Origin of the sequence: Rhodothermus bifroesti (assembly GCF_017908595.1) — a bacterium.
Taxonomy (GTDB): Bacteria; Bacteroidota; Rhodothermia; order Rhodothermales; family Rhodothermaceae; genus Rhodothermus; species Rhodothermus bifroesti.
In genome coordinates this window covers 136,052-161,462 of sequence record NZ_JAGKTL010000001.1, presented here as the reverse complement: position 1 = coordinate 161,462, position 25,411 = coordinate 136,052, and the positions used below count along the sequence as shown (strand labels likewise).

Below are 25,411 nucleotides of genomic sequence, written 5' to 3'. Positions count from 1 at the left end.
AATCTCAGGCGATAACTGGGGTGTTGCTTTCGACCGGGCCGATTTGCTGATAAACAGCGAAGTCGTCGGCCACGTACTGCACGCAGTAGCCTTGCGCCGCCAGGAACGAAGCTGCAGCTGCACTGCGGCCACCGGTAGCGCAGTGCACCAGCAGCGTGCGGTCTTTGGGGATGCGGTCCAGGTACTCTGGCAGCCGCGTGTAGGAAGCATTCAGCGCGCCAGGCACATGACCTGCTTCGAACTCTGCTGCATAGCGCACGTCGAGTACCGCGATATCGGGCTGCGTGCGCAACCGGGCTACTTCAGCAAAGGAAATCATCGGGATTGCGGCTCGGGCTCCGCCCTCGTTGAAGTAACGGATGAGCGTATCAGGCGTGGCATAGGCCTCAATACGGTCGTAGCCGATGCGCACCAAATCGCGCACGGCCTGCTCGACGTCTTCCTCATCGATGATTAGCACAAGCGGCTGCTGGTCGTCGGCTACCAGTGACCCGACCACCGTGTTAAAGCTCCGGTTAAACGGAGCATATAAAGCCCCAGGAAGATGGGCCTGCATAAAGGCCATGCGATCCAAACGCGTATCTACAAACGTGACTTCACCCTGCCGTACCAGGCGGTCTAGTTCGACAACCGAAAGCCGGCGGGGGACAGGCAACTTGCCCAAGAGCGGTACTCCGTCGCGGTTATAGGCCTTCATGCGGGCATAGTAAAGGGGAGGTTCAGGCTGGCCGCTCAAAATGGCTTCCACAAAGACGGTCTCCCCCTCTCGGGCTGGGGCCAGCGAGGCGTTGAAGCGTTTCTCATAGCCTACGGTTGACTGGGGCACAGCACCTAGCGCTTTACCACAGGCCGAACCAGCCCCATGACCAGGCCAAAGTTGCAGGTAGTCGGGCAGCTCCAAAAAACGCAAGACCGACTGGTAAAGCCGACGGGCAGAAGGGTCCTTCATCCCCGAAATTTTGGCCGCCGATTCGAGTAGGTCAGGCCGGCCCAGGTCACCTACGAACACAAAGTCGCCGGTTACCATGCCTATAGGCACCGTGGCCCCACCTCCCTGATCCGTCACCAGATAGCACAGATGTTCTGGGGTATGGCCGGGAGTATGGACAGCTTGAAAAACAAGGTTGCCGATGGTGAAGGTGTCCCCGTCGTGCAAGAAGGTGACGTTGTAACGTCCGTTTTTCGCCCAGTTTGAAGCCCAGCCTTCAGATTCTCCTTCAGCCGAGAGATACAGTTTGGCGCCTATGCGTTCGGCCAGCTCTCGGGCACCCGAGAGAAAGTCGGCATGGATGTGCGTCTCCGCGACAGCAACAATGCGCAGCCCCTCCTCTTCGGCCAGCTGCAAGTACTGGTCGACGTCACGCTCCGGGTCGATGACGATAGCCTCTTTGGTTTGCTGGCACCCAATCAGGTAAGCATACTGGGCCAGTTTGGGATCAAAAATCTGACGGAAAAGCATGGCACATTTAGGTTGGTTTACATGTAATTACAAGATGAAGTATAAAAAAAGTAGGCAGTTGTAAGTACGTTATGAGGTTAGCAGGATAAAGTCAACCGCTAGTGGGGCAGGCGGTGGCGAAGCACAGCGTAGGTCCACGTGCCCAGCATGGCACTGGCAATGGCCACAACCATGACCGTTATGCCACTGCCTAGCAGAGCAAACATCGGTCCAGGGCAAGCACCCAGCAAGGCCCACCCCAGGCCAAAGAGTATACCGCCTAGCCAGTAGCGTGTGCCTTTGCCCCAAATTTTGGGTTGGATTTCGATTGGCTCGCCGCTCAGCGTTTTCAGGTGTCGTTTTTTAATGAACTGCACCGATAGGGCTGCTACGAGTACGGCTGAGCCAATGACGCCGTACATATGAAAGCTTTGAAAGCGGAACATCTCCTGAATTCGGAACCAGGAGGCTACCTCGCTTTTGATGAGCACAATGCCAAAGAAGATGCCCAAAAGCAGGTAAGCCAGCAGATGTTGCGGGCGGTTGCCTGTTTCAACCGCCTGGGCCTCATAATCCGGTGCCACCTGGTTGAGATCGATGCAGCCTTCTGGCCGTCTTTTGTGTAAAATTTCTGCCATAGGGATGTTCAGTTTAAAAGTAGGGGAAGAATCAGGTGGGTTGCGATGAGGCCACCGATGAAAAATCCAATGGTGGCCACTAAAGACGGCAGTTGCAGATCGGCCAGACCCATGATGGCGTGGCCTGAAGTGCAGCCGCCAGCGTAGCGGGCACCAAAACCGATCAAAAAACCGCCAAGGACGATCATCACTAGGCCAGCAGGCGTGAGCAACCCCTGCCAACTCATGAATTCCGACGGCACCAAGCCGCGAAAGTCTGAAATGCCTAATGCCGCCAGCTCGGTCCGGGTAGCCTCAGCAATGTGCACATAGGGATCTGGTGAAGCAAGCAGCGTCGAAGCGATCAGACCGCCGAGCACGATGCCTAGGGCAAACGTTAGGTTCCACAGCCCTTGGCTTTTCCAATCATAGCGGAAAAAGTCTTGGCGTGAAGGCAAAATAGCAGCGCATAGGTGGCGCAAGTTCGCCGACACGCCAAACGACTTGCCCCCTAGCAACAGCAGCAGGGGTACGATGAGTCCGATCAGCGGTCCAGCCACATACCAGGGCCAAGGTTGCGAAAGCCACGATAGCATAGGTTAGGTAGAGGTTTGTTTTGCACTGGGCGATCTAACAACCATAAGGTTATAATAGTTTCCTCGTATGAACGGTTATAAAGTTAAAAATGCGATTTTCCTGAAACACGTATAACTGATAGGTAATTCAATGGGAAAACCACAGAACCTTAAAAATGAAGGAGCTGATTCCGCGCGCGCAGTTGCAGTTAGTGGCTCGGCGTTTTCAGTTGCTGAGCGAGCCGGTACGTCTAGAGATTTTGAATTTATTGCACGTTCGTGGGGAGATGACCGTGCAGGAACTGGTCGAAGCAACGGGTCAGAGTCAGGCCAATCTCAGTAAGCACCTAAAAGTATTACGGGAGGGAGGGCTTGTGGCACGCCGGCAGGAAGGCGTGTTTGCCTATTATCGGATTAACGACCCCATGTTGGCTGCTTTGTGCGTACTGGTCTGTAGCCAAGTGTCTGATGCAGCAGTTACGTTGCAGGATGCCACTGGCCTTTCTTGAATTAAAGCTATTGGCAAGCGTGTCCTGTGGCTTTTATATTTTGGAAGCGCTTCGTTACAAGCAATCTGCAGGTAAGTGCTATGCCTCGCTTTTGGATGATACTGTTTTGGGTTTGGGTCTGCGTGTCCCCTATGGTGGAGGCCCAAACCAATCGTCTTACGCTGGAACGTTATTTAGAATGGGAGGCTGTGGCCGATCCGCAAATCTCGCCAGATGGGCAGCGTATTGTTTATACCCGGCGCTGGATTGATGTGCAAAAAGATCGGTGGCAGTCGTCCTTGTGGATCATGAATGCGGACGGTTCTGCGCAGCGCTTTTTGGTGGACGGTCGGGCTCCCCAATGGTCGCCTGACGGTCGCCGGATTGCTTTTATTGCCGAAGATGCGGAAGGCCGGCCGCAGATTTTCGTCAAGTGGGTGGATTTGCCGGAGCCGCCCACGCAGTTGACCCGTCTTTTGGAAGCTCCGGGGAGTTTGCGATGGTCGCCTGATGGGCGCATGATTGCCTTTACGATGGCGGTGCCCTACGAAGTGCGTTGGGACGTGCAGCTGCCTAAACCTCCACAAGGCGCGCAGTGGACAAAAGCGCCCCGAATGGTAAGGCGCTTGCATTACCGGGCTGATCAGCGCGGCTTTATGGAAGAGGCCTATACCCATCTTTTTGTGATTCCTGCAGAAGGCGGCACGCCAAGGCAGCTGACCGAAGGGACTTGGCATGTGGGTGCGCGTTTTGACGGCATTCCGGCAGAGGCGCGTTTAAGCTGGACGCCAGACGGACGTGCGATTGTCTTCGAAGGGTTCAAGGCTTCGGCCGATTCGGTCGATCGCAACTATCGCAATGCCCATCTTTACGTGATCGACGTGCAAACCCGGCAGCTTCGGCAGCTTACCCAACAGGCGGGGCGGTGGACGCAGCCTGTGCTTTCTCCAGAAGGGCGGTACGTTGCCTATATCGGATATCCAGAAACGCGGCAAACTTACCATGCGGCCGATCTGTGGTTGCTGCCGCTTGAGGGCAATGCGCCACCCCGGAACCTAACGCGCGCCTTGGATCGGGATGTCAGCAACGTGCACTGGGCGCCCGACGGCAGCGGGGTGTACTTTACGCTCGATGATCGCGGCACGCGCAACGTGTACTTCGCTTCGGTTCGGGGCGAAGTGCGTCGCGTCACGGAAGGGGCACATATGCTCACGCTGAGCTCGCTTTCCCGCACCGGCATGGCTGTGGGAGTGCTGACCAGTGCCCAAGCACCTGGCGATGTGGTTCGGTTTTCGTTGAGTACACCAGGTCGGATTGAGCGCTTGACAGCCGTCAACGACGACGTGCTGCAGGGCGTAAAGCTTGGGGAAGTCGAAGAGATGTGGTATCCCTCGCGCGATGGCACGCGCATTCAAGGTTGGATCGTCAAACCCCCAGATTTTGACCCCTCGCGCAAATATCCTTTGATTTTAGATATCCATGGCGGACCGCATGCCATGTACAACGTGGGGTTTAACTATGCTTTTCAGCACTTTGCAGCCAGTGGCTACGTCGTGCTTTACACGAACCCCCGTGGGAGCACAGGGTATGGAACAGCTTTTGGCGCAGCCATCAGTCAGGCTTATCCTGGTATAGATCACGAAGACCTCATGGCTGGGGTCGATGCGCTTTTGGCCCGCGGTTATATTGATCCAGATCGGCTGTTTGTGACAGGATGCAGTGGAGGTGGGGTTCTGTCGAGCTGGGCGATTGGTCAGACAGACCGTTTTGCAGCGGCTGCTGTGCGTTGCCCGGTAACCAACTGGATCAGCATGGCGGGTACCACAGACATTCCCCTGTTTACATTCAACTGGTTTGATCGACCTTTCTGGGAGGATCCGGAGTCCTGGCTGCTCCGCTCACCGCTCATGCTGGCTGGGAAGGTAAAAACGCCCACGTTGCTGATGACAGGGGAACTGGACCTACGTACGCCAATGAGCCAAACCGAAGAATACTATGTGGCGCTGAAAATGCAAGACGTGCCTGTGGTGCTGTTGCGTTTTAACGAAGAGTACCACGGCACGGGCTCGCGTCCGTCAAACTTCTTGCGCACCCAGGCCTACATTTTAGATTGGTTTGACAAGAAAGGCCGCATCCCGGGTGTGACCGTGGAGGCTGAACCCTAGGGGTTTTAGGTGCGCTCGGCTTCCAGGCGTGCTTCAAGGGCCAGGGCTGCCTCGATCAGCTCCTGACGCAAAGGGCGCAGTGTCTCGTGTTGGTCGATGTAGCGTTCAAGTGCCTCGCGCAGTGAGGTTTCCCGATGGACAACAGTGCGACGCTGGCGTTCTACCGGCTCGAGGGTGCGTTCGATACTCGCAATGGCTGCAGCTGAGCGGAGCGCCTCACGGATGCGCTGCACGTCGACGCGGGCGGCGGCCTGCTCGTCTACCTGGTAGCGTAGGCGCACAATGGCATCGGCAATGGGGTGGCGCGCCAGAGCTTCTAAAATGCGCTCTGTAGGGTTGCTGCTTGCGCGCACGTCTACGTAAAGGTCGATAAAGCGCCGGGCTGGCGTTTCCACAAATTCATAGGAGGTTTGCTTCCGTCCCTGGGAGGTTTCGATCTGCACCAGCACAAAGCCTTTCGGATCGTCGGCTTCGCGAAACGAGACGCGCTCAATACTGCTACTGTAGACCACGGGGATGCCGCCCGGGTTGAGGTTCTGGTGCCGATGAATATGCCCCAGGGCGACGTAATCGATCGGCGGTAAGGCGAGTTGTCCGACAGTAAACTTCGGCTCGTGATCAATGAGACTGGTGCGCTCTGAGCCAGCAAGTTCTGCTCCTTGAACGCTAAAGTGGCCCGCTAAAACTGTAGGCAGCGTAGGATCGAGCTGCGTTGCAGCGGATTGAATGTACTCGACGTAGAGTTGCTCGATGAGCTCACGCACTTCAGTAGCGGATTTGCGGCGGAAGTTTTCCTGAGTCATGAGTAGGCTGCGCACAGGCCATGGGAGGGCTATGAGTTGCAGCGGGCCCCTTTTGGTTTGCACGATGGTGACTTCTGGTCGCCGAAAAACCCGCGTCTGCCCTTGAAGATAGCCAAAAATATCAATGGACGAGGCGCGGCCAAAGGTGACCGGGTGGTCGTGATTGCCTACCAGAAGCACAATCGGGATGCCGCGCTCGCTCAGCGGGCGCAGGCATTCCGCAAAGATCATTTGTTCAGTAGGCGAGGGATCCGGATTCCGAAAAGCATCGCCGCAAAAAAGAAACAGGTCGATGTCTTCTTCAAGCGCTCGGGTTACCATGAATTGAAAGGCCCGTTGCACATCCAGCAGTCGGCTATTCAGACCTGAAGTCGGGTCTACACGACCGTAGGTGGTCATGCCCAGGTGAATGTCTGCCGTGTGCAGAATCTTCATGGCACCAACTGTTACCAGCCAACGCGGCGCTGCCGCTCGTCAGGCGTCAGGTGTTCTTCAGGCGCTCTCTGCGTTGGGGTGCGCTGCCACAGCGGTAAGGGAAACGTAGCATTGCGGTTGATTTCAACGTCGGGCATCTGGGTTAGGCGGCGCCAAAAGTCCCCAACGATAAACAAGGCGTTATGGGCGCCTTGGCCCCACCAGTGCGTGCGAAAGGTAACGCGCTGATCGTTAAAGCCTACCCAAGCCCCAGTAACAAGCTCCGGATGCATGAGAATGAACCAGCCATCGGCACTGTTTTGCGTTGTACCGGTCTTGCCGGCAAAGTCATACTGCGTGAGCCCAAACTGCCACCGGATGCGGGTGCCCGTTCCGTAACGGACAACGTCGCGCAGCATGTCGATCACAGTGTAGGCCGTCTCTTCAGAAAGAGCTTCACGCGGCACAGGACGCGCCTCGTAAAGGACATGTCCGCTGGCATCTTCAATACGGGTAACGACGATAGGCTCGTAGTACAGTCCACCACTGGCTAGCGTGGCATAGGCCGAGACTAGCTCCAGGAGCGTAACATTGCTGGTCCCCAGGGCCAATGAAGGAACTTCTTCCAGCGGACTTTTGATGCCCATGCGCCGGGCATAGAAAGCCACGTTACGCGCGCCAACTTGCAAGACCAACCGAGCCGAAACCGTGTTGACCGAATGGGCTAAGGCCTCACGCAGCGTAATAAGCTGGCCGGTCGATTCTCCTTCGGCGTTGCGGGGCCGCCAAACGTTTCCTGCGGCATCTACATAAGTCACCGAACTGTCGGGCAAAAGGTCATCGGGTGACCAGCCGTTGTCGATGGCTGCGGTATAGAGGAAAGGCTTAAACGTGGAACCTGGCTGGCGCCGCGCAATGGCTACGTGGTCGTACCAGTCTTGCGTCAAGTCGCGCCCTCCTACCCAGGCCCGGACGTAACCATTACGGGGATCAATAGCGACAAAACCCGCTTCCAGGCGCGTTTTGACCGCTTTGAGTGAATCCATAAACGCACGATCTGTGCGAAGCTGGCGGAGCGCTTCTTCTGGCGTAAGCCCTTGTTCAAGTAAGCTGCGGTAATGCGGGGTCTCGCGAATGAAAGCATTGACCGTATCCTGCCGGCTAGACCAGTAGTAGGCAAATGGCTCGTAGTTCCGCTGCCGGAGGTACAAGCTGACGTCCTGGCCCAGAAAGAAGCCCGTGCGCCGGCTCCACTCATAATCCACTACGGCTTGCAAGCCGCGCATCTGTTCTTCGACAGCCTGGCGGGCGAGTTCTTGCAGGCGGCTGTCGAGCGTGGTGTAAACGCGCAGGCCATCGGTGTAAATATTGTAGCCGTGCGCTTCTGCCCACTGCACAAGCCAGCGTCGCACGTACTCCGCAAAATAAGGGGCCATGCTGGCCGTAATGGCGGCTGAGCGGAAGTTGAGGGCTATGGGCTCATCTTTGTGGGCTTCGTAAAAAGCGCGCTCTAGGTATCCATGCCGTACCATTTGCCAGAGCACGACGTTGCGGCGCTGGCGGGCGCGTTCTGGATAGCGAACCGGGTTATAAAGCGAAGGGTTACGCAGCATGCCTACCAGTGTAGCCGCCTCAAGCACATCCAAGTCGCGCGCCGATTTATTGAAGAACGTCCGGGCAGCTGCCTCAATGCCAAACGCGTTGTAGACGAACTCCACCGTGTTGAGATACATCTCAAGGATTTCGCGCTTGGTATACCGGCGCTCAAGCGCCACAGCCGTCACCATTTCCTTAAGCTTACGCTCAATCGTTTGCGCCCGGCCGATTTGTTCGTTGTATAGGTTACGGGCCAGTTGCTGCGTGATGGTTGACCCCCCTTGTACATTCTGCCCTAGGCTTAAGAACGTTTGGAATAAAGCTGATGCGGTGCGAAATAGGTCGATGCCCCAGTGCTCGTAAAAGCGATGGTCTTCGGTGGCCAGTACGGCTTGAATTACGTAGGGGGAAATCTCATCATAGGAGACCCAAGAACGATTTTGGCGGGCGTAGCGGGCCAGCTCCTGCCCATCGGCTGTGTAGGCCACCGTGGCCAGTTGAAACGTAGGATTATCTAGTTCTTGAAACGAGGGCAGCTCGTCTGAAATCATCCACATGTACAGCAGCAATAGCAACATGCCGGCCAGCATGGTGGCCAGCAGCACGCTCAGCACTAAGGCAGCCTGAGCTTTGCGTGGATCGCGAAAGCGCCGGTAAAAAAACCTGCCGAGTCTGCTTCGCGGGGGCGAAACCTTCTCCCCATCGGGCCGAAGCCGCGCGCGGCGAAAGTTAGGGTCGCTAAAGTACCGTTGCAGTTCTTCTTCTGTATGGGTCCACCGATTCGGCATAGGCGGCCATCAAATCAAGGAAGTTCGTACTGGGTCAACGTTTCGATGCCCCTTGAGGTCCAGCGACATAGCTTAAGCGTTGCATGGTCGAGCAGACCAAAGGTTTGCTGCTGATACCAGCAGCCTGGGTTAAGATAGCAGCCTTCTGGCCAGCAGGCCAATTCCGCATAGTGGCTATGCCCTAAGACGACAAGGTCGGCTTGCTGCGTGGACAGTAGGTGGTGGGCGTAGCGGCGTAAGCGTTCAATGGTTTTTTGATTAAGCACCTCGGGGCGCAGCCGCGTTGTCCACCGTGCCAGTTGAAGCCCCCAGTCGCCGGGCAGTAGCGTGCGGTAGAGCCAAACCGGCACGGGGTGACGCAACAACCGACGCAGCCGACGCGCCAGCGGACCAGCAATGGCCAGGTCACCATGATCTAGATAAACGCGACGCCCCAAGAGGGGTTCAATCAAGGGCCTAAAGACCACACGTACGCCTAGCTCTTGGGCAAAATAGCCTTGATGCCAAGGATCATGGTTGCCTACTAAATAGGTTACCGGAATGCCACGCGCCGTCCACGCTGCCAGTAGCGCCTGAAAGCGTACGAAGCCTTTAGGCACCAGGTAGCGATATTCGATGTAGTGGTGAAATACATCTCCAACCAAAAACAAATGCTGCGTGCGGTCAGCTAACGTTTCAAGGCAGCGCAGCAAGGCGGCTTCATTGGCCCGCTCGGTTGCGGGATCGGCACGCCCCAGGTGCATATCGGCAAAGAAGAGAATCACAGGTAGCCGGACAGGTGAGCAGAAACGGCTTGCGCTTGTTCGCCAATGCGCCCAAAGAGTTCCGCTTTGATCGTCCGCTTGCACCCTTTTGGCGCTTTAGGCGTTGCACCCGCACTTATTGTATTTAAAGGGGTATTAACCTAGCAAAGCCTTCATGTATCGCGACTACAATTACTACCAGCCACCGACACGGTTTACCCTCTTTCCCCCGGTGGTTAAAAATCTCCTCATCCTTAACGGTCTGGTCTTTCTGGCGCAACTGGTGCCGACAACCGATCGCTGGCTGGTAGAATGGTTTGCTCTCTGGCCACTGGGGTTACCCGACCTCCCGGGCTATCCAAGCTTTTGGCCTTGGCAGCTGGTGACCTACAGCTTTTTGCATGGGGGACTGACGCACCTGTTTTTCAATATGTTTGCCTTGTGGATGTTTGGCGTGTCGATTGAACAGTTTTGGGGTTCTCGCCGCTTTGGACTGTACTATTTTTTGTGTGTGATCGGTGCGGGGCTCACCCAACTGCTGGTGGTAACGCTGAGCGGGACGGTGTTCCCTACCGTGGGTGCTTCTGGAGGCGTGTTCGGCATCTTGCTGGCCTTTGGGATGATGTTTCCAAACACGCCGATTTACCTGTACTTTTTGTTCCCAATTAAAGCCAAGTGGCTGGTGATTGGCTATGGCCTGCTAGAGCTCTGGGCTGGCGTGGCCAGCACGCAGTCTGGTGTAGCGCATTTTGCCCACCTGGGCGGTATGGTTTTCGGCTTTTTGCTCATCCAATACTGGCGCGGTAAGCTGCTGGTAAAGCCCAGGCGTTAAGCAAAACCTTTCAAGGGGCTAGGTGGTTCACAAGGTAGATCGTGAAACCTATCGATGGAAAAGCTCCCGTGAGCCGGTTTCAGATCTGGTATCGGATGCAGCCACCTGCACTACGGGCGCTGCTGACGATAAACGTGGTACTCTACGTGCTGTGGATCTTGGCCCTGGCCCACATCGACAGCACGCGTCGCTTGGTGTGGATCTACCTGGCGCTTAATCCGGATTGGCCTGCAATTTTGACGCACCCTTGGCAGCTGCTCACATATAACTTTCTGCATTTGCAGGTTGGGTTTTGGGGATTCCTGCACCTCTTGTTTAACATGCTCTGGCTGGTATGGATAGGCCGAGAATATGAAGAACTGCACGGTTCACACCAACTCCTGGCCCTTTATGTGCTCAGTGGCATAGGTGGAGGATTGGTTACGGTATTGCTGCACGGGCTATTTCCGAGTGTGGGTGCTTTTGGCGGGTTGGTACATGGGGCTTCGGCCTCCGTATTGGGTGTGCTAATGGCTGTAGCGATTTTGTATCCGTTTAAAAGCGTTGCGTTGTTTTTCTTTGGTCCCATTCGCTTGCTTTATCTAGTACTCATTTTCTTGGCGCTGGACGTGCTGTTTTTGAGCGGTGGGCGCACAGCTGTAGGCGCACATCTAGGGGGCGCTTTGTTCGGTTTTCTCTATGCGAAAGCGGAACAGCGGGGCTGGGAGCTGGCCGGATGGGCGCGCGTGTTTTTCCGTTCGCATCGACGCAGTCGGGCCAGCGTAGCAGCCGAACCGGGCAGGGTTTTGCGTCGCTTAGGCGCTTGGGTTGAGCAGCGGCGCGGTAGCACAGCCGAGGGAGAAGCCGTGGCCAAACACAGCCGCTCGTTGGAGGAAGAAGTAGACCGCATTCTCGACAAAATCAGTGCCCATGGTTACGATTCGCTAACTGAGGAAGAAAAGCGGATCCTTTACGAAGCCAGTCGGCGTTGAAGGCGTAGTCCTAGCTTGTGAAAATAAGCCGCGTTTATCATGGAAAGACCACGTCGCCGCTCCCGTCCTGTTTGGGTGGGTAAAGTGCAGGTAGGGGGCGGAGCACCCATCTCCGTGCAGTCCATGACCACGACCAAGACGCACGATGTTGAGGCCACGCTGGCTCAGATTCGTGCGCTGGCTGAGGCAGGCGCCGACATTGTGCGTGTAGCTGTGCCGCGGCCCGAGGATGCCGAAGCGCTGCGCGATATCGTGCAAGGCAGTCCCGTGCCGGTGGTAGCCGATATTCATTTCAACTACCAGTATGCCCTCAAGGCCATTGAAGCTGGCGTAGCCAAAGTGCGCATCAACCCAGGCAACATTGGAAAGGAAGCATGGGAACGAGAAGTGCTGCTGGCGGCCAAAGAAAAGAAGATCCCAATCCGCATTGGGGTGAACTCCGGCTCGCTGGAGCGCGACCTGCTCGACAAATACGGCTATCCCAAGCCAGAGGCGCTCTTTGAGAGTGCCATGCGGCATGTAGAGATCTGCCACAAGCACGGCTTTGAAGACATTATCCTTTCGGTCAAGCACTCCGACGTCTACTACATGATCCAAGCCTACCGCCTGGTGGCGGCCCATACGGACTTTCCCCTTCACCTGGGCGTAACAGAGGCGGGTTCGTTCTTGAGTGGAAGCATCAAGAGCGCTATCGGGATAGGCACCTTGCTTGTCGAAGGGATTGGGGACACAATTCGCGTCTCACTGGCCACGGATCCAATCAAGGAAGTTGAGGTAGCCCATCAAATCCTGAAAGCCTTGCGGCTAGGACCGCCAGGCGTCAATATCATTGCATGCCCCACGTGCGGCCGGCTAACAGGCGATTTGTTTTCTATTGTAGAAGCCGTAGAAGAAGCCGTCAAAGCCCGTAAGTTCAAAAAGAACCTCAATGTGGCCCTTATGGGCTGTGCTGTGAACGGCCCGGGTGAAGCTGCCGGTGCCGACTTAGGCGTATCGCTAGGACGCGGGCGGGCTCACCTGTTCATCCGAGGTAAGGTAGTCCGTGTAGTGCCCGAAGACCAGGTCGTCGAGGCTGTACTCGAGGCCATTGAACAGTGGGAAGAACCCTCAGGCGATGGCACCAATGGCGCAAAGGTGTAAATTTTTTAGCTGCTTACACGACGCGTGGCGCCGGGCATCCTCTCCAAAGGGGCGATAGGAACAAAAAAAATTTTTGGGGACAGGACTTGACGAAATCGTGCAAAGATGTTTTATTTCTTACTGTAGGTAAGCGCTTACACCATCTTTGGTGTGCATGAGCTTGACGATTTACGACATTGCGCGTGAGGCGGGGGTTTCGATCGCAACGGTCTCGCGCGTGTTTAACAACAGCCCGCGCGTTGCGCCGCATACGCGTAAGCGGGTTTTAGAGGTGGCCCGTCGCTTAGGATATCAGCCGCACGTTTCGGCTCAAAGTTTGGCGCGGCGGCAAGCTCAGCTCGTCTCGGCTGTGGTCCCCATGCTGACAAACTACTTTTTTGTCGAGGTGCTGCGGGGACTGCAGGATCGCCTGGCCGAGAGTCCTTTTGATTTGTTGGTTTATGCGGCGCCGACGCTGGCCGATGTCGATGCCCACCTAGAGCGCGCCCTGCAACGCGGTCGCTCGGCCGGTGTGATGCTTTTTTCGACACCACTAACTCAAGAGCGCGTGGAGCTGCTTAAGCGGGGACGCCAGCCCATTGTGCTTGTGGACTCGTTTCACCCGGATTTCGATTCGGTTTCTATTGATAACGAACAGGGGGGCTACTTAGCTACGCGGCACCTGATTGAGCATGGCTATCGGCGCATTGGCTTGCTGATGGCCCATCCCGATTCGGTGCCAGCACGGGAGCGGCGCTACGGCTACGAACGGGCGCTGCGTGAAGCAGGTCTTACGCTTGATCCGTCGCTGATCGCCTCCAGTACAGATCCACATCATCACGGCTATACCGAAGAAGGCGGCCGCGAGGCGATGCGCCAGCTGCTTGGACATGAACCTCGGCCAGAAGCCGTTTTCGTGGTGTCCGACATTATGGCGCTGGGGGCGTTGCAAGCCCTTGAAGAGGCCGGCTTGCGGGTCCCCGACGATGTGGCCTTGATTGGCTTCGATGACCTGCGCGTAAGCCGCTACCTAGGACTCAGCACACTGCGGCAGCCAATGTATGAGATGGGAAAGCTGGCCGCTGAAAAACTCCTGCGGCGGATTGCAGAACCCGACTTACCGGTAACCAGCACGGTCTTCGCGCCTCGCCTGATTTGCCGACGTACGTGTGCAGCTGTGAAGCGTAACGGACAGCACGAAGCTACAGGCACAGCTTCGGTGTCGGTGCAGTTATGAAGATCTGGGGTTTCATATTGGGGGGATGGATGGCGTTTTCCGCTGTCCTTAGGCCAGGGCAGGCACAGGACGTCGTGCTGGCCCAAGGTCCAGGCGTTCACCTAACGCTTGAAAATTTTAAGGAAGCCTATACCGACTATCTGCTGCGCACAGGTCGGACCGATAGTCCGCTACTGCGCCTGCAATTTGCCCGCCAACTGGTAGCCGAAGCATTGGTCGTTCATGAAGCCCGTCAGCAGGGCATTGAGGCGGATCCGGTCTATCAGGAAGAACGGGCTGCCTTGGAGATGAAACTGCTGGTGGAAGCTTATGCCCGGCAGGTGCTTTACGACACGGTGCAGGTACGCGAAACCGACTTGGCCGAAGCTTTTGTGCGCCTAAACACGCAGCTTCGTGCCCGATATTTGCTGGCACCTACGCGTGCAGCTGCCGAGTCGCTGCGGGCTCGCCTCGAGGCCGGGGAGTCGTTCGAGACCTTGGCGCGCGAAGTCTTTCGCGACACGCTGCTGGCCCATCGCGGTGGCGACGTGGGTTGGTTTTCGTTCGATGATATGGATCCGGCTTTTGAAGAGACGGCCTTCTCCCTAAAGGTAGGCGAGATTTCCTCGCCGGTGCAGACGGCCTACGGTTGGGCTATTCTTCAGGTAACCGACCGCTTCTCAAAACCAGTGCTGACGGAAACGGAGTTTGCCCAAAAGCGACCGTTGCTTGAGCGCTATCTCCGCTACCGGAAACAGCAAGCTGCACGGGAGGCCTGTGCCCGTAGCCTGGCCGACTCACTGGCCATTCGCTTTGAGCCAGCAACCCTACGCCGGCTTTACGATCGGATCACCGGTCGCGTAGAACAACCGCTCGAAACGCTCGATCCAGAGCTGTTGCAGGCCCCCTTGCTGACGTTTGGCCTTAAAGGCGCGCGCACAACGTGGACCGTAGCTGACTTTCGGGCTCAGGCGCAGCGTACCAGCCGGGCCCAGCGTGAAGCCGCTGCCCGCTCCGTTGAAGCCCTGCAGGAGTTTGCTCGGGGGTTGGTGGTGCGGCATGTACTGGCTGAACGGGCACGAAACGCCGGTTTAGACCGCACCCCAGGGTTTGCGCAAACCTTGCAAAAAGCACTAGACCGATGGGTCTATGACTACATAAAACAGCAGGCGCTAGCCCAACTAAGGCTCCCGGAAGACACACTGCAGGCCTACTACACTGCCCACCAGGAATACTTCCGGCTACCCGCGAGGCGTGCCGTCTGGGAAATCCTGGTGCCTACCGAAGCCGAGGCTTACCGCCTGCGGGCTGCGCTCGACACAGCAGATTTCTCTGATTTGGCGCGGCGCTATTCGAAGCGACCAGGTGCCGCGACTACAGGAGGATATCTGGGTTACGTGACGCAGGAGCAACTAGGCAAGGTCGGAGCACAGGTGTTTGCTGCACAAGAAGGGGAAGTGCTAGGGCCGCTGCATATTCCAGCCGGCTACGTACTCCTAAAAGTGGGGGGCTGGAGGCCAGAACAGCCGATGACCTTTGAAGAAGCAAGGCCGCAGATTGAAGCATTGCTCCGACCGGAATTTGCACGCCAGCACTGGCAACACTACCTGGAGCAGGTGCTGGCGCGCTATGCCGACAAAGTGACCTGGACAAAAGATTTTCGCTTAGAAGCGCCAGCCGCTATGCGCATGCCCTGAGTCTCAGTTTGCATAGAAGAGCATTAGCCGTCATGGGTAAAGCGTTTACATTTTGCATTGCGTTGATTTTGCCCTTGTTTTTCGGGTTTGCTGCACATGCGCAAACCACAGGGAAAATTGCCGGTCGGGTGATCGATGCAGGGACCGGTGCGCCTTTACCTGGGGTTAGCGTGTATATCGAGGGCACAACCCAAGGGGCAGCCACGGACATTAACGGCGAATATGTAATTATTGGCATTCGACCAGGGACCTACACGGTAGTGGCTTCTTTTGTGGGTTATGCGACCGAGCGCCGTGAAGGTGTACAGGTAGGCAGCGGATTGACCACACAGGTTGACTTTGCGTTACGTGAAGAAGTAATCGAAGGGGAAGAAATTATTGTGGTTGCGCCCCCGATCACGGTACGCAAAGACCTGACGAGCTCCGAGGCGCGCGTAACCGCCGAGACGATTGAGCGTCTCCCAGTACAAGAGCTAAGCCAGGTATTAGCGCTTCAGGCTGGCGTAACCCAGCGTGGTGGGTTGCACATCCGGGGCGGTCGTGCGAGTGAGGTCGTTGTCATGGTCGATGGCGTACCGGTTACGGATAACTTCGACGGGTCAACGGCTGTGCAGCTCGAAAACGAGGGTATTCAGGAGTTGCAGGTGATTTCAGGCACGTTTAACGCCGAGTATGGCAACGCCATGTCGGGCGTGATTAATGTGGTGACCAAAGAAGGCCGATCGGATCGCTGGGCCGGCTCGATCAAAGCATACAGCGGCTCTTACCTGGTTTTCGGTGAAGGTGGCGAGGCCTACCTGCGTGGTGTTGAAGTCGAGCGCTACACGCGCCAGGGCATCCAGTACCGAGACGTCGATCCGTATGGCTACCTGCCCCTAAACCCAAGGCACTACTATAACCTGGAGACGGCGCTCGAAGGACCTGTCCTCACACCCAAGCTGACGCTCTTTGGACTGGTACGCTACTTCCACAACGACGGCTGGCTCTATGGCGTACGCTTGTTCAACATGGACGGCACCTATGGCGACTCGTCGCTGGTGCCCATGAATACTTTTTCGAAGTTGAGCTGGCAGGGGAACTTACGCTTGCAGGTGACGCCCAACCTGTTTATTAACCTTATTGGATTGGGTTCAGTCACGCGCAGTCGGCCCTACGATCTTTACTGGCGCTGGAACCCGGATGGCCGCACGCGCTCCTACGATAACGGCTACAACCTGAAGCTGCAAATTAAGCACCTGCTCAGTGCCCGCACGTTTTACACCGTACACCTAACCACGTTTTGGCGAGAAGCCTGGAGCCGCCGGTTCGACAACCCGCTGGATGCGCGCTACAATGGTCTTGCCATTTTGCCGCCAGATTCCATCGAAGTGGCACCAGGCATTTGGGTTCCCTACCTAACCGGGGGTGGCCGCTTTGCCCGAGGGGGAATGGATATGGGCCACTTCCGGCGCACTTCCCAGGCTTACTTTGCCAAGGCAGATTTGACCAGCCAAGTTGCCCGCAACCATTTGGTCAAAATCGGTGCTGAAGTGCGCCTAGACCGGCTAGATTTTACAGCGTTTAGCCTAATTCCTAAAACCGACGCCGAAGGCAATGTTATTGTGCCCTTCGAGCCGGCCGTACCCCAAGAGACCTCACTGCAATTTCAACGCTACAGCGACGTTAAGCCCCTTACGGCCAGCGCCTACGTGCAGGACAAAATCGAGTTCGAAAACTTTATTGTCAACGTAGGCTTACGCTTCGATTACTTTGATGCCCGTACGCCGGTCCCCGCGGATCCCTCAGATCCGAACATCTATTTCCCCTTCAAGAAAATCCACATCTATAAAGACCTCAACGGCGACGGGGTCATTACGGTCGACGAAGAGCGGGAAGATAACCGCTTTACGCTCGAAGAACGCGAAGCCTTCTGGTGGAAGTATCCTAAGCCAAAGTTGCAGCTTTCTCCGCGATTAGGCATTGCTTATCCTATCACCGAAAGCGGCGTGCTGCACTTTTCCTACGGCCACTTTCTCCAAATTCCAACGCTGAATTTGCTCTTTGCCAACTACGGCTACAAAATTCCCAACAATTCTGGATCGTACGGCCCCTATGGGAACCCTGACCTGGATGCCCAGCGGACCGTTATGTACGAAATCGGCTTCAAACAAGGCATCGGACCGTTTGTGATAGACGTAACGGCCTATGCCCGCGACGTACGCGACTGGGTTTCCACGTCTACCCCGATCGAGACCGAGATCCCTGGCGTGGTCTATGTGATCTACACGAACCGGGACTACGCTAGCACGCGGGGCGTAACAGCTACGCTTTCCCGCCGCTTTGAAGCTGGTTGGGGCTTTGACTTGAGCTATACCTACCAGGTGGCCGAAGGCTCAAACTCTAACCCAGAGGAAGAATTCTTCGCTCGCCTTGGCAACCAACAACCTTCGCTGGCGCTTTTACCCCTCGACTGGGATCAGCGGCACAAGGTTGCTGCTTCGCTTTACCTGGGCGGCAGACACTGGGGGGCATCACTACTGGGCATCTGGGGGTCAGGCTTCCCATATACGCCGTCCTTCCCCGAAGCCGCAATTACCGGGCCTAACGTACCGCCGGCCTTTCCACGCAACGCGCGGCGCATGCCTTCAACCTGGCAGCTCGACCTCTACGTGTATCGGGACTTTGAAGTGGCTGGCGTGCGCCCACGCCTGTTTGCCCAGGTCTATAACCTGCTTGACCGCCGTAATCCTGTGGCCGTCTTTGGCGATACTGGCCGGCCCGATGTGACGCTGCCTCAGCAGCAAGCCGCTTCGTTCGACCCCGGCTACTTTGTCCGGCCCGAACACTACAGCGAACCCCGCCGACTCCACATAGGACTTGAACTGCAGTTTTGAGTGTTATGCGCTTGATGTGTAAACGCTTAACCTTTGGACTACTGGTCGGGTTAATCACAGGGTCCATCAGCCATTGGGCTTATGGACAGGAAATTGAACGCCGACATGTGCCCAGCCAGGAACGCGTCGATCCACTGGAGCGCCGGCGCGACGATATCGACGGCAATAACGTCCGTGCTACCATCACCAACTGGCTGCAAACAGCGCAGTCAGGCAACCCTGGAGATTTCTGGTACGAGTGGCCCAAAAACACGCGCCGCATCTACGTAGCGCTCACCCAGCTTTGGGTTGGCGCCCAGGTAAAGGCCAATACGGGCACCAACCCAGGACAGACGCTCTACATTGTGGATGTGGCCGATTTCCGCCAGAATCGCTTTGGCGGTACCAACTCCTGGACGTTTGAGCCGATCAAGGGCTACGTCAATCCGGCCGGTAGCGCCTATGGCATTGCCCAAAGCGATGAGCCCGATAGCTGGCCACCTTTCTGGCCCGATAAACTGGCCGACCGAAACGACCCCGGCTGGCGCGGCTCCTGGAACGGCTTTTTTGGCAAAAACATCTTTAACGCCGATCAAGAGTTCTTCTTTAAGGCTGGGGACGATCAGTATGACCGTTACCTTAGCGCCTATCGGCCCGACTCTACAGATCCCTCACGTGGCGGCCTAGGGCTTATTGTGGATTCCCGAATTATGGCCTGGAGCCAGATCCTAATTGACGATGTCGTCTTTTTGCTTTACGAAGTTAAAAACGACGGCACCGAAGACCTCGAACGTGTCGGTTTTACGATCTGGCTGGCTGACTGCGTAGGTGGCGACTGCGGAGACGACATCCCGTTTTTTGACATCCTTGAGGACGTCGCGTTTATGACCGATCGCGACGGGGTAGGGGATCAAAACTTTGGCACTGATCCTGTCGGCGTAGCTGCCTTTGCCTTCCTGGAAACACCAGGCAATGCCCTCGACCGCATCGACAACGATGCCGACGGCTCGACGGGCAATCCAGACTGCACCGTGGCCGAATGCAATAGCCCAGTGGTACGGGCTGAGTTCCTGGAGGGGGAGGACCCGCTCAACGGGATCGACGATAATGGCAACGGCTTGATCGACGAAAATGCCTCCCATATCCCCTTTACAAACGAGCTAGGCTCTAGCCCAGGGGTTGGTTTTGCTGATGGCATCGATAACGATGGCGATGGCGAAGAAGGTAGTTCTGTTGTTACGCAGGAGATGATCGACCAGGCCGCGTCAGATCGTTGGCGGCGCTGGCCCCCTGCTTTTGAGGCCGATCCTTTCTTTGATCAGCTTGTCGAAGGTGTTCGCTTGCGCGATCTGCCCGGGTTTGAGCGGGTGCGGGTACACCTGGTCGATGTGAGTTCAGAAGACCTAGGCATGAAGTTCAAAGACGGCATCGACAACGACGATACAGCTGCCAAGGACCCCTGTCGCGGTGAGCCGGGTAGTCCCCGCGTCACCCAGGAAATGGTCAACCAGGCCGCGCAAGATCCTTACGGTCGCTACCCGGTCTTTGTGCGCCGCAACGGTCGCTTGCAATGGTGCACCATCCTGCATCAGGTAGGGCCGGAAGACCTAGGTAAACCCTACAAAGATTGCCTGGACAACGACGGCAATGGGGCCGTTGACGAAGGGATCGACGAGAACATCGACGAGATGATCGATGAGCGCCGCGATGATGGTATCGACAACGACGGCGACTGGAACCTGCTGCGCGACGACACGGGACTTGACGGCGTTCCCAATACGGGAGATCCAGGAGAAGATGATAGCTGCCCTACTTCGGGAGCAGGTACATCTTTCCCAGGAGAGCGCAACATCGATAAGACCGACGTGGCAGAGTCTGACCAAATCGGCATTACCAACGTGCGCATCTTCCCAGCCGGTTCGCTCAACCTGACGCAAACTCCGGACCAGACGCTGTTTAATCGGTTTATGATACCAGGTTTTCTGGATCTAGAACGCCCACCGGCTGGGGATAACGACTTAGCGGTCTCCAGCGGTCTTTTCCCCCTGACAGCAGGTCAAATCGAGCGCATCTCGCTGGCGGTCATTCTGGCTGCCAATCGCAGCGAAGCCCTTAAGGGGCGGGATTATGCACTGAGCGCCTATGCCGAAGACTACCAGTTTGCCCAGGCGCCGCTTACGCCTACCGTAGTAGCTGTGCCCGGCGATGGCCGCGTGACGCTTTACTGGGATAGCAAAGCCGAAGAATCCGTCGATTCCTATTTGGAAAGCATCGGTCTTGATGGCCGCGACTTTGAAGGGTACCGGATTTACCGGGCTACCGATCCTGCTTTTCTAGATGCCCTGGTGATTACCGACGGCTTTGGTAACCTAACCTTCCGCAAGCCGATCGCCCAATTTGACCTAAAAAATGGCATTACGGGCTTTCATCCCATCGATATCAATGGGATCAAGTTCTACCTAGGCAATGACAATGGCATTCGACATGTGTTCGTCGACACAACGGTCACCAATGGGATCACGTATTACTACGCGGTGACAGCCTACGACCGCGGAGTGGCCGAAATCAATATTGCACCCACCGAAACGCCTATCCGCATTCGACGGCTACCTGACGGAACGATCCAAACTGGGCCCAACGTGGTGCGTGTGACCCCTACAGCGCCCGTGGCTGGCTATCGCAACGCAGAACTGGAAAACGTAGACGGCTTTTTGCCGCGCGTAGCCGGTTTTACCACAAGCCGCATTGCGTATCAGATTATCGACCCACGGGCTGTGCGCGAAGGCGCCCGCTACCGTATTGTGTTCGAAGACACCCTGATTGCCGGTACACGTACCACACCCGACACGCTCACGACGAAGAACTTCTCTCTGATCGATATTACGGACGCTGCGCGCCCCGATACGCTCATCCGGCGCTCCACAGCCTTTAAACCAGGCCAGGAGGTGCCCATAGTAGACGGCTTCCAGCTCATCTTTTTCCCAGATCCCTATGTCGTGCAAGATCGCGCAAGTTCGGGCTGGAACAACCCAGACGTATTTGCGCCGGTAATGGAGCCTTTTGTGCAGCCTCCTTTCATCAAGGGGCTGCGCAATCCCGCCGATTACCGGATTGAGATTGTGGCCGACGGCTCGGTCATGTCGGAGCCGCTTCGCATCGGAGCACAAACCATCCCTGCACGGCCTACCAACGTCCGCGTCATCAACATCGCTACCGGTCAGCCTGTAAAGTTTGCTTTCCTGGACCGCGACAATACCGACGGCGGTGTGCTTTCGACCACTCCCGCGCGTTTTACAGCCAGTCCAGGAGCTAATCCTCCCGCGAGCGACTTTTTGGTGCTGATCGAGCCCTTACCGGATGGTCGTGAAGGGGTAACCTGGCGTATTTCGCTGGACTTTACCCAATCCGACCGGCGTAATCCGCGCGAAGGCGATGTAGCCACGCTCATTACGCGCAAGCCATTCCTCTCCAGCGACGTTTTTGAGTTTACGGCTAAAGGTCCGACCGTAGATCGAGAACGCGCACGGCAGCTTTTAGACCAGATTCAGGTTGTGCCTAACCCCTACATCGCTACCAACCGGTTTGAAGCGCAAAACCCCTTCACCACGGGCCGAGGACCTAGGGCGATCCACTTTATTCACCTGCCTCCGCAAGCTACCGTGCGCATCTTTACGGTAGGAGGACGGCTGGTGCGCACATTGCGCTTAAATGAAGGGGCAAACGATGGATTGGACGCTGCTTCGCTACTTAATGGAACGCTCGTGTGGGACCTGCTCACCGAAGATGGACTGGAAGTATCCTACGGCGTCTATCTCTATCACGTGGAAGCGCCAGGTATCGGCGAAAAAACCGGAACCTTCGCGATTATCAAATAAGCACCATGCGTGGACATACATCGATTGGGGTGGTTTTGGGCCTGCTGATGCTGGCCACTAGGCCGGTGCAGGCGCAGTTTGCAAGTGAGACGCGTACGGTCACGCGCGCAGGCACAGCTGCAGCCGAGTTTCTGAGCATTCCCATTGGCGCACGGGCTACAGCTATGGGTAACGCCCTAAGCGCTTCGGTCAACGATCCTACGGCTATCTATTGGAATCCAGCTGGGCTGGCCGGCCTGACGCAGGGAATGTTCACGGCCGAGCATGCCGCATGGCTGGCCGATATTGCGCTGAACTACGTGGCTGTAGCCGCACCGCTAGGAGCTGGCACCGTGGGCGTAGCTGTTACTGCCCTACGCACACCAGAAATGGAGGAGACCACCGTCGAGCAACAAGAGGGCACAGGCCGCACTTTCACGGCTGCCTCGTATGCCTTCGCGCTAAGTTACGGCCGGGCGCTTACCGATCGTTTTTCGATCGGCGGCTCGCTAAAGTACATCACAGAGCGCATCTCTTACTCGACAGCCACTGGCCTAGCGCTCGACCTCGGGACACTCTTTGTAACACCCTTCTGGGGCATTCGCCTGGGCGCTGCGATTACCAACTTTGGCACCAAAATGCGCATGCAAGGTGACGATTTACTAACCATTGTCGATATTGACCCCAGTAGCCAAGGCAACAACACCAGCAACCGTGCTGAGCTGCGCACTGACCCTTTTGACCTTCCCCTAACCATGCGCATTGGCTTGGCTGGGGAGGTCTTTCAGCGCAACGGAAGTCGCCTGACGCTGGCTGTCGATGCCCTCAGCCCTAGCAACAGTAGCCAGTATGTGAACGTGGGCGCCGAGCTGGGCCTACTGGGGGACCTCATCCTGCTGCGTGGAGGCTATAGCGAACTGTTTCTAACCGACAGCGCACATACCTTCTCCTTGGGTGGGGGACTGCGCTATCGCTTTGGTCCGTTGCAGTTGGCCTTGGATTATGCCTACGAAGGTTGGCGCTACTTCGACGGCGTCAACCGCTTTACCCTGATGGTCGCCTTCTGACCATAAACCCCACAAACCAACCGGTGAAACTGCCATGGTAAGCGCTACCAGAAAACTCGGCAGCCGCCTTAGCTTGCTGTTGCTCGCAACAGCGCTCATGGCTGGCAATGCGCTGGCGCAGCGCACGGTGACGCTCCGCCTGAACACGGCCACCTTGCCCGACACTACGGGCACGGCCGATGGACTCATTCAAGTGCGTGGCCAGATTACAAACCAGGACTGGCCCTTTACGCTGCCTGATGGAAACGTAATCTCCTGGGACGACCGCACTACGCTTAGGCCCACCAACCTCGGCGGCGATTATTGGCAAATCAGCTTCCAAATCCCAGAAAATGAACGATTGGAGTTCAAATTCTTCTCCAGCCAGGCCGAAGCGGTAGGCATCGGTGGCTGGGAAGATGGCGGAAATCATGTGCTTGCAGCCGGTAGCGGCGACACGACGCTGGTGCTCCATTATTTTGAGAAGGGAGCAGATCGGGACTATAGCTGGCGGCCCTGGGTACAAAAGCCAGACACCGTCGCAGTGTGGTTCCGCGTCTACGTGAGCACTGAGGAAGGCGCAGCCGATGGCTACGACCCCCAGGCAGCCAACATTGTGGTTGGCGTGCGGGGTGACCCGCTCAATAATGCTGGTCCGCTGGACTGGAGCACGACAAAGGTAATCCTGCAACGCGAATCCAACGACATTACCAAACCGGGCTACCACCTCTTTTCTGGTGTAGCTTACTATCCCGCTTCGCTGGCCGGCACGCGCCAGGAATACAAGTTCTTCATTGAGCCTAATGGTTGGGAAGAAGGTAGGCTCACAGGGAACCGCTCCTTTGTGATTCCGGCACAAGACACCACGCTGCACTGGGTCTATTATGGCAATACGAAGCCCGTCGACCTGACCGGCGTGCGTCGCGTCACTGCTGAGGTGATCTTTACGGTCGATATCGATCCTCTAGTGGGGGCTGGCCTTTTTGACAAGCAGCGTGGAGACACGATTATTGTACGGGGTGATTTCAACGGCTGGGGGAACTGCCTGGAAGTAGGCAACCCAGATGCTTGCGCTCTGTTCGAGTCGGTCGATCCTACCCAATACACGACTTCGATCCCGCTAACGGCCTTCACTGGCACCCAGTTCAAGTACAAATTCTATGTGGACTATGCGCCTTCAGACTGGCCACAGGGCTGGGAAGAGCCGCTAGACTACGGCGGTAGCGACCGACGGTTTGTGTTTACGGGAGATGACCCGCTCGACCTAGGTATCCAGTTCTTCAACGACGTGCGGGAGGGCAATGTGATCCCTTCTGGAACGCAGGTCGAGGTGACCTTCCAGGTTGATATGAATCCGGCGCTCACCTTCCGGGTTAAGCGGGCCTTTGATCCGCAAAAAGACAGCGTGTATGTGGTTTTTGAAGACCCACTTTGGCGGTTAACGCAGGCCCGTCCGCGAGGACTAAGTGACCTTCAGCCGCTGCTGCTTGCAGACGAAAACGGCGATTTGATCTACACGGGCACGCTGACGGTGAGTGGACCGACCTACAATGGCGTTGGCTTCCGCTATCGCTACGGTAATATGCTGGATGGCTTTGTTGACGAAGGGGAAGGCGGCTTTGGCCCCGGTCGTCGGCGCTACCAGTACATTCTGCCTTCGGCAGCCAAGAACTGGCCGAGTGCCTATACCATGCCGCTGGTCGCGTTCCAGGAAAGCGGTGCGCTTCCCTTCGAATGCAATCCGACGGCCAATGTAGCCTCGCTTCCGCAAGACATCCAGGATCTCTGCTATGAGGCCGGCACGTCGCCGACCGCAGTTGAGCCAATAGCGGGCAGCCGGCCTGAGCGGTTTGCGCTTGGGCGGAACTACCCGAATCCGTTTGCCGATCGCACCACGTTCGAGTATGCCCTGCCCGAGACGCAGCCGGTGCGCGTGCGCGTCTATGACTTGCTTGGACGGGTAATTGCCACGCTGGTCGATGAGGTGCAGCCAGCAGGCACTTACCGCGTCACGTTCGAGGCTGCAGGCTTGTCGAACGGCGTCTATATCTATCGGTTGGAGACGCCTTCGGGGATCTACGCGCAGAAAATGATGATCGTCCGGTAAACCGGATGCCGTGAGGGCGGGGTCGGGGTTTGATAGGTCCGGCGGCCCCGATCCCGCCCATTTTTATCCCAAAAGCACACAAGGCCTTCG

17 protein-coding genes are annotated in these 25,411 nt (G+C 56.7%); 11 read left to right on the top strand and 6 right to left on the bottom strand.

Annotated elements, in window-relative coordinates:
- Positions 1 to 4 precede the first annotated feature (4 nt).
- The 3 genes from J8E65_RS00545 to J8E65_RS00535 form a co-directional block, all read right to left on the bottom strand.
- Positions 5 to 1,459, bottom strand: coding sequence for an MBL fold metallo-hydrolase (locus tag J8E65_RS00545; protein WP_210373414.1), 1,455 nt, complete (start codon positions 1,457 to 1,459; stop codon positions 5 to 7).
- A 98-nt stretch (positions 1,460 to 1,557) separates the two neighbouring features.
- Positions 1,558 to 2,076, bottom strand: a complete 519-nt coding sequence (locus J8E65_RS00540) for a DUF6691 family protein (RefSeq protein WP_210373412.1) — start codon at positions 2,074 to 2,076, stop codon at positions 1,558 to 1,560.
- A gap of 8 nt (positions 2,077 to 2,084) precedes the next feature.
- Positions 2,085 to 2,651 (bottom strand): YeeE/YedE family protein, encoded by a 567-nt coding sequence (locus J8E65_RS00535; RefSeq protein ID WP_210373411.1) that lies wholly within the window; start codon positions 2,649 to 2,651, stop codon positions 2,085 to 2,087.
- Positions 2,652 to 2,806: 155 nt separating this feature from the next.
- On the opposite strand from J8E65_RS00535, the gene J8E65_RS00530 reads away from it, so the two are divergent.
- Both J8E65_RS00530 and J8E65_RS00525 read left to right on the top strand, forming a co-directional pair.
- A complete protein-coding gene (locus J8E65_RS00530) occupies positions 2,807 to 3,139 on the top strand; it encodes an ArsR/SmtB family transcription factor (RefSeq protein ID WP_210373409.1) in 333 nt (110 codons plus the stop codon).
- 80 nt (positions 3,140 to 3,219) lie between these two features.
- Positions 3,220 to 5,283 (top strand): S9 family peptidase, encoded by a 2,064-nt coding sequence (locus tag J8E65_RS00525; RefSeq protein ID WP_237181489.1) that lies wholly within the window; start codon positions 3,220 to 3,222, stop codon positions 5,281 to 5,283.
- A gap of 5 nt (positions 5,284 to 5,288) precedes the next feature.
- On the opposite strand, the gene J8E65_RS00520 is transcribed toward J8E65_RS00525, so the two are convergent.
- The 3 genes from J8E65_RS00520 to J8E65_RS00510 are packed head-to-tail and all read right to left on the bottom strand — an operon-like array spanning position 5,289 to position 9,648.
- Positions 5,289 to 6,521: a metallophosphoesterase family protein gene (locus J8E65_RS00520; RefSeq protein WP_210373408.1), complete on the bottom strand. Its 1,233-nt coding sequence runs from the start codon at positions 6,519 to 6,521 to the stop codon at positions 5,289 to 5,291.
- Between the two features lie 11 nt (positions 6,522 to 6,532).
- Positions 6,533 to 8,884 carry a penicillin-binding protein 1A gene (locus tag J8E65_RS00515; RefSeq protein ID WP_210373407.1) on the bottom strand — a complete coding sequence of 784 codons (2,352 nt, stop codon included), beginning with the start codon at positions 8,882 to 8,884 and terminating at the stop codon, positions 6,533 to 6,535.
- A gap of 14 nt (positions 8,885 to 8,898) precedes the next feature.
- Positions 8,899 to 9,648 carry a metallophosphoesterase gene (locus J8E65_RS00510; RefSeq protein WP_210373404.1) on the bottom strand — a complete coding sequence of 250 codons (750 nt, stop codon included), beginning with the start codon at positions 9,646 to 9,648 and terminating at the stop codon, positions 8,899 to 8,901.
- 154 nt (positions 9,649 to 9,802) lie between these two features.
- On the opposite strand from J8E65_RS00510, the gene J8E65_RS00505 reads away from it, so the two are divergent.
- The 9 genes from J8E65_RS00505 to J8E65_RS00465 all read left to right on the top strand — a co-directional run bounded on the left by J8E65_RS00505 (position 9,803) and on the right by J8E65_RS00465 (position 25,321).
- Positions 9,803 to 10,459: a rhomboid family intramembrane serine protease gene (locus J8E65_RS00505; protein WP_210373402.1), complete on the top strand. Its 657-nt coding sequence runs from the start codon at positions 9,803 to 9,805 to the stop codon at positions 10,457 to 10,459.
- A gap of 68 nt (positions 10,460 to 10,527) precedes the next feature.
- Positions 10,528 to 11,430, top strand: coding sequence for a rhomboid family intramembrane serine protease (locus tag J8E65_RS00500; RefSeq protein WP_341481729.1), 903 nt, complete (start codon positions 10,528 to 10,530; stop codon positions 11,428 to 11,430).
- 39 nt (positions 11,431 to 11,469) lie between these two features.
- Positions 11,470 to 12,570, top strand: coding sequence for a flavodoxin-dependent (E)-4-hydroxy-3-methylbut-2-enyl-diphosphate synthase (gene ispG / locus J8E65_RS00495; protein WP_210373401.1), 1,101 nt, complete (start codon positions 11,470 to 11,472; stop codon positions 12,568 to 12,570).
- Positions 12,571 to 12,724: 154 nt separating this feature from the next.
- Entirely contained in the window at positions 12,725 to 13,786 is a 1,062-nt protein-coding gene (locus J8E65_RS00490; protein WP_210373399.1) for a LacI family DNA-binding transcriptional regulator, read from the top strand.
- The gene (locus J8E65_RS00485) at positions 13,783 to 15,462 is read left to right on the top strand and encodes a peptidyl-prolyl cis-trans isomerase (protein ID WP_237181488.1); all 1,680 of its coding nucleotides are present in this window, start codon (positions 13,783 to 13,785) and stop codon (positions 15,460 to 15,462) included. The genes J8E65_RS00490 and J8E65_RS00485 overlap by 4 nt, the downstream gene beginning before the upstream one ends.
- A 32-nt stretch (positions 15,463 to 15,494) precedes the next feature.
- Positions 15,495 to 18,335 carry a TonB-dependent receptor gene (locus tag J8E65_RS00480; RefSeq protein ID WP_210373397.1) on the top strand — a complete coding sequence of 947 codons (2,841 nt, stop codon included), beginning with the start codon at positions 15,495 to 15,497 and terminating at the stop codon, positions 18,333 to 18,335.
- Positions 18,336 to 18,349: 14 nt separating this feature from the next.
- Positions 18,350 to 22,189, top strand: a complete 3,840-nt coding sequence (locus tag J8E65_RS00475; RefSeq protein WP_210373396.1) for a fibronectin type III domain-containing protein — start codon at positions 18,350 to 18,352, stop codon at positions 22,187 to 22,189.
- 5 nt (positions 22,190 to 22,194) lie between these two features.
- Positions 22,195 to 23,235 (top strand): PorV/PorQ family protein, encoded by a 1,041-nt coding sequence (locus J8E65_RS00470; protein ID WP_210373394.1) that lies wholly within the window; start codon positions 22,195 to 22,197, stop codon positions 23,233 to 23,235.
- Positions 23,236 to 23,269: 34 nt separating this feature from the next.
- On the top strand, positions 23,270 to 25,321 hold the full coding sequence (locus J8E65_RS00465; RefSeq protein ID WP_210373392.1) for a T9SS type A sorting domain-containing protein: 2,052 nt from the start codon (positions 23,270 to 23,272) through the stop codon (positions 25,319 to 25,321).
- The last annotated feature ends 90 nt before the right edge of the window (positions 25,322 to 25,411 follow it).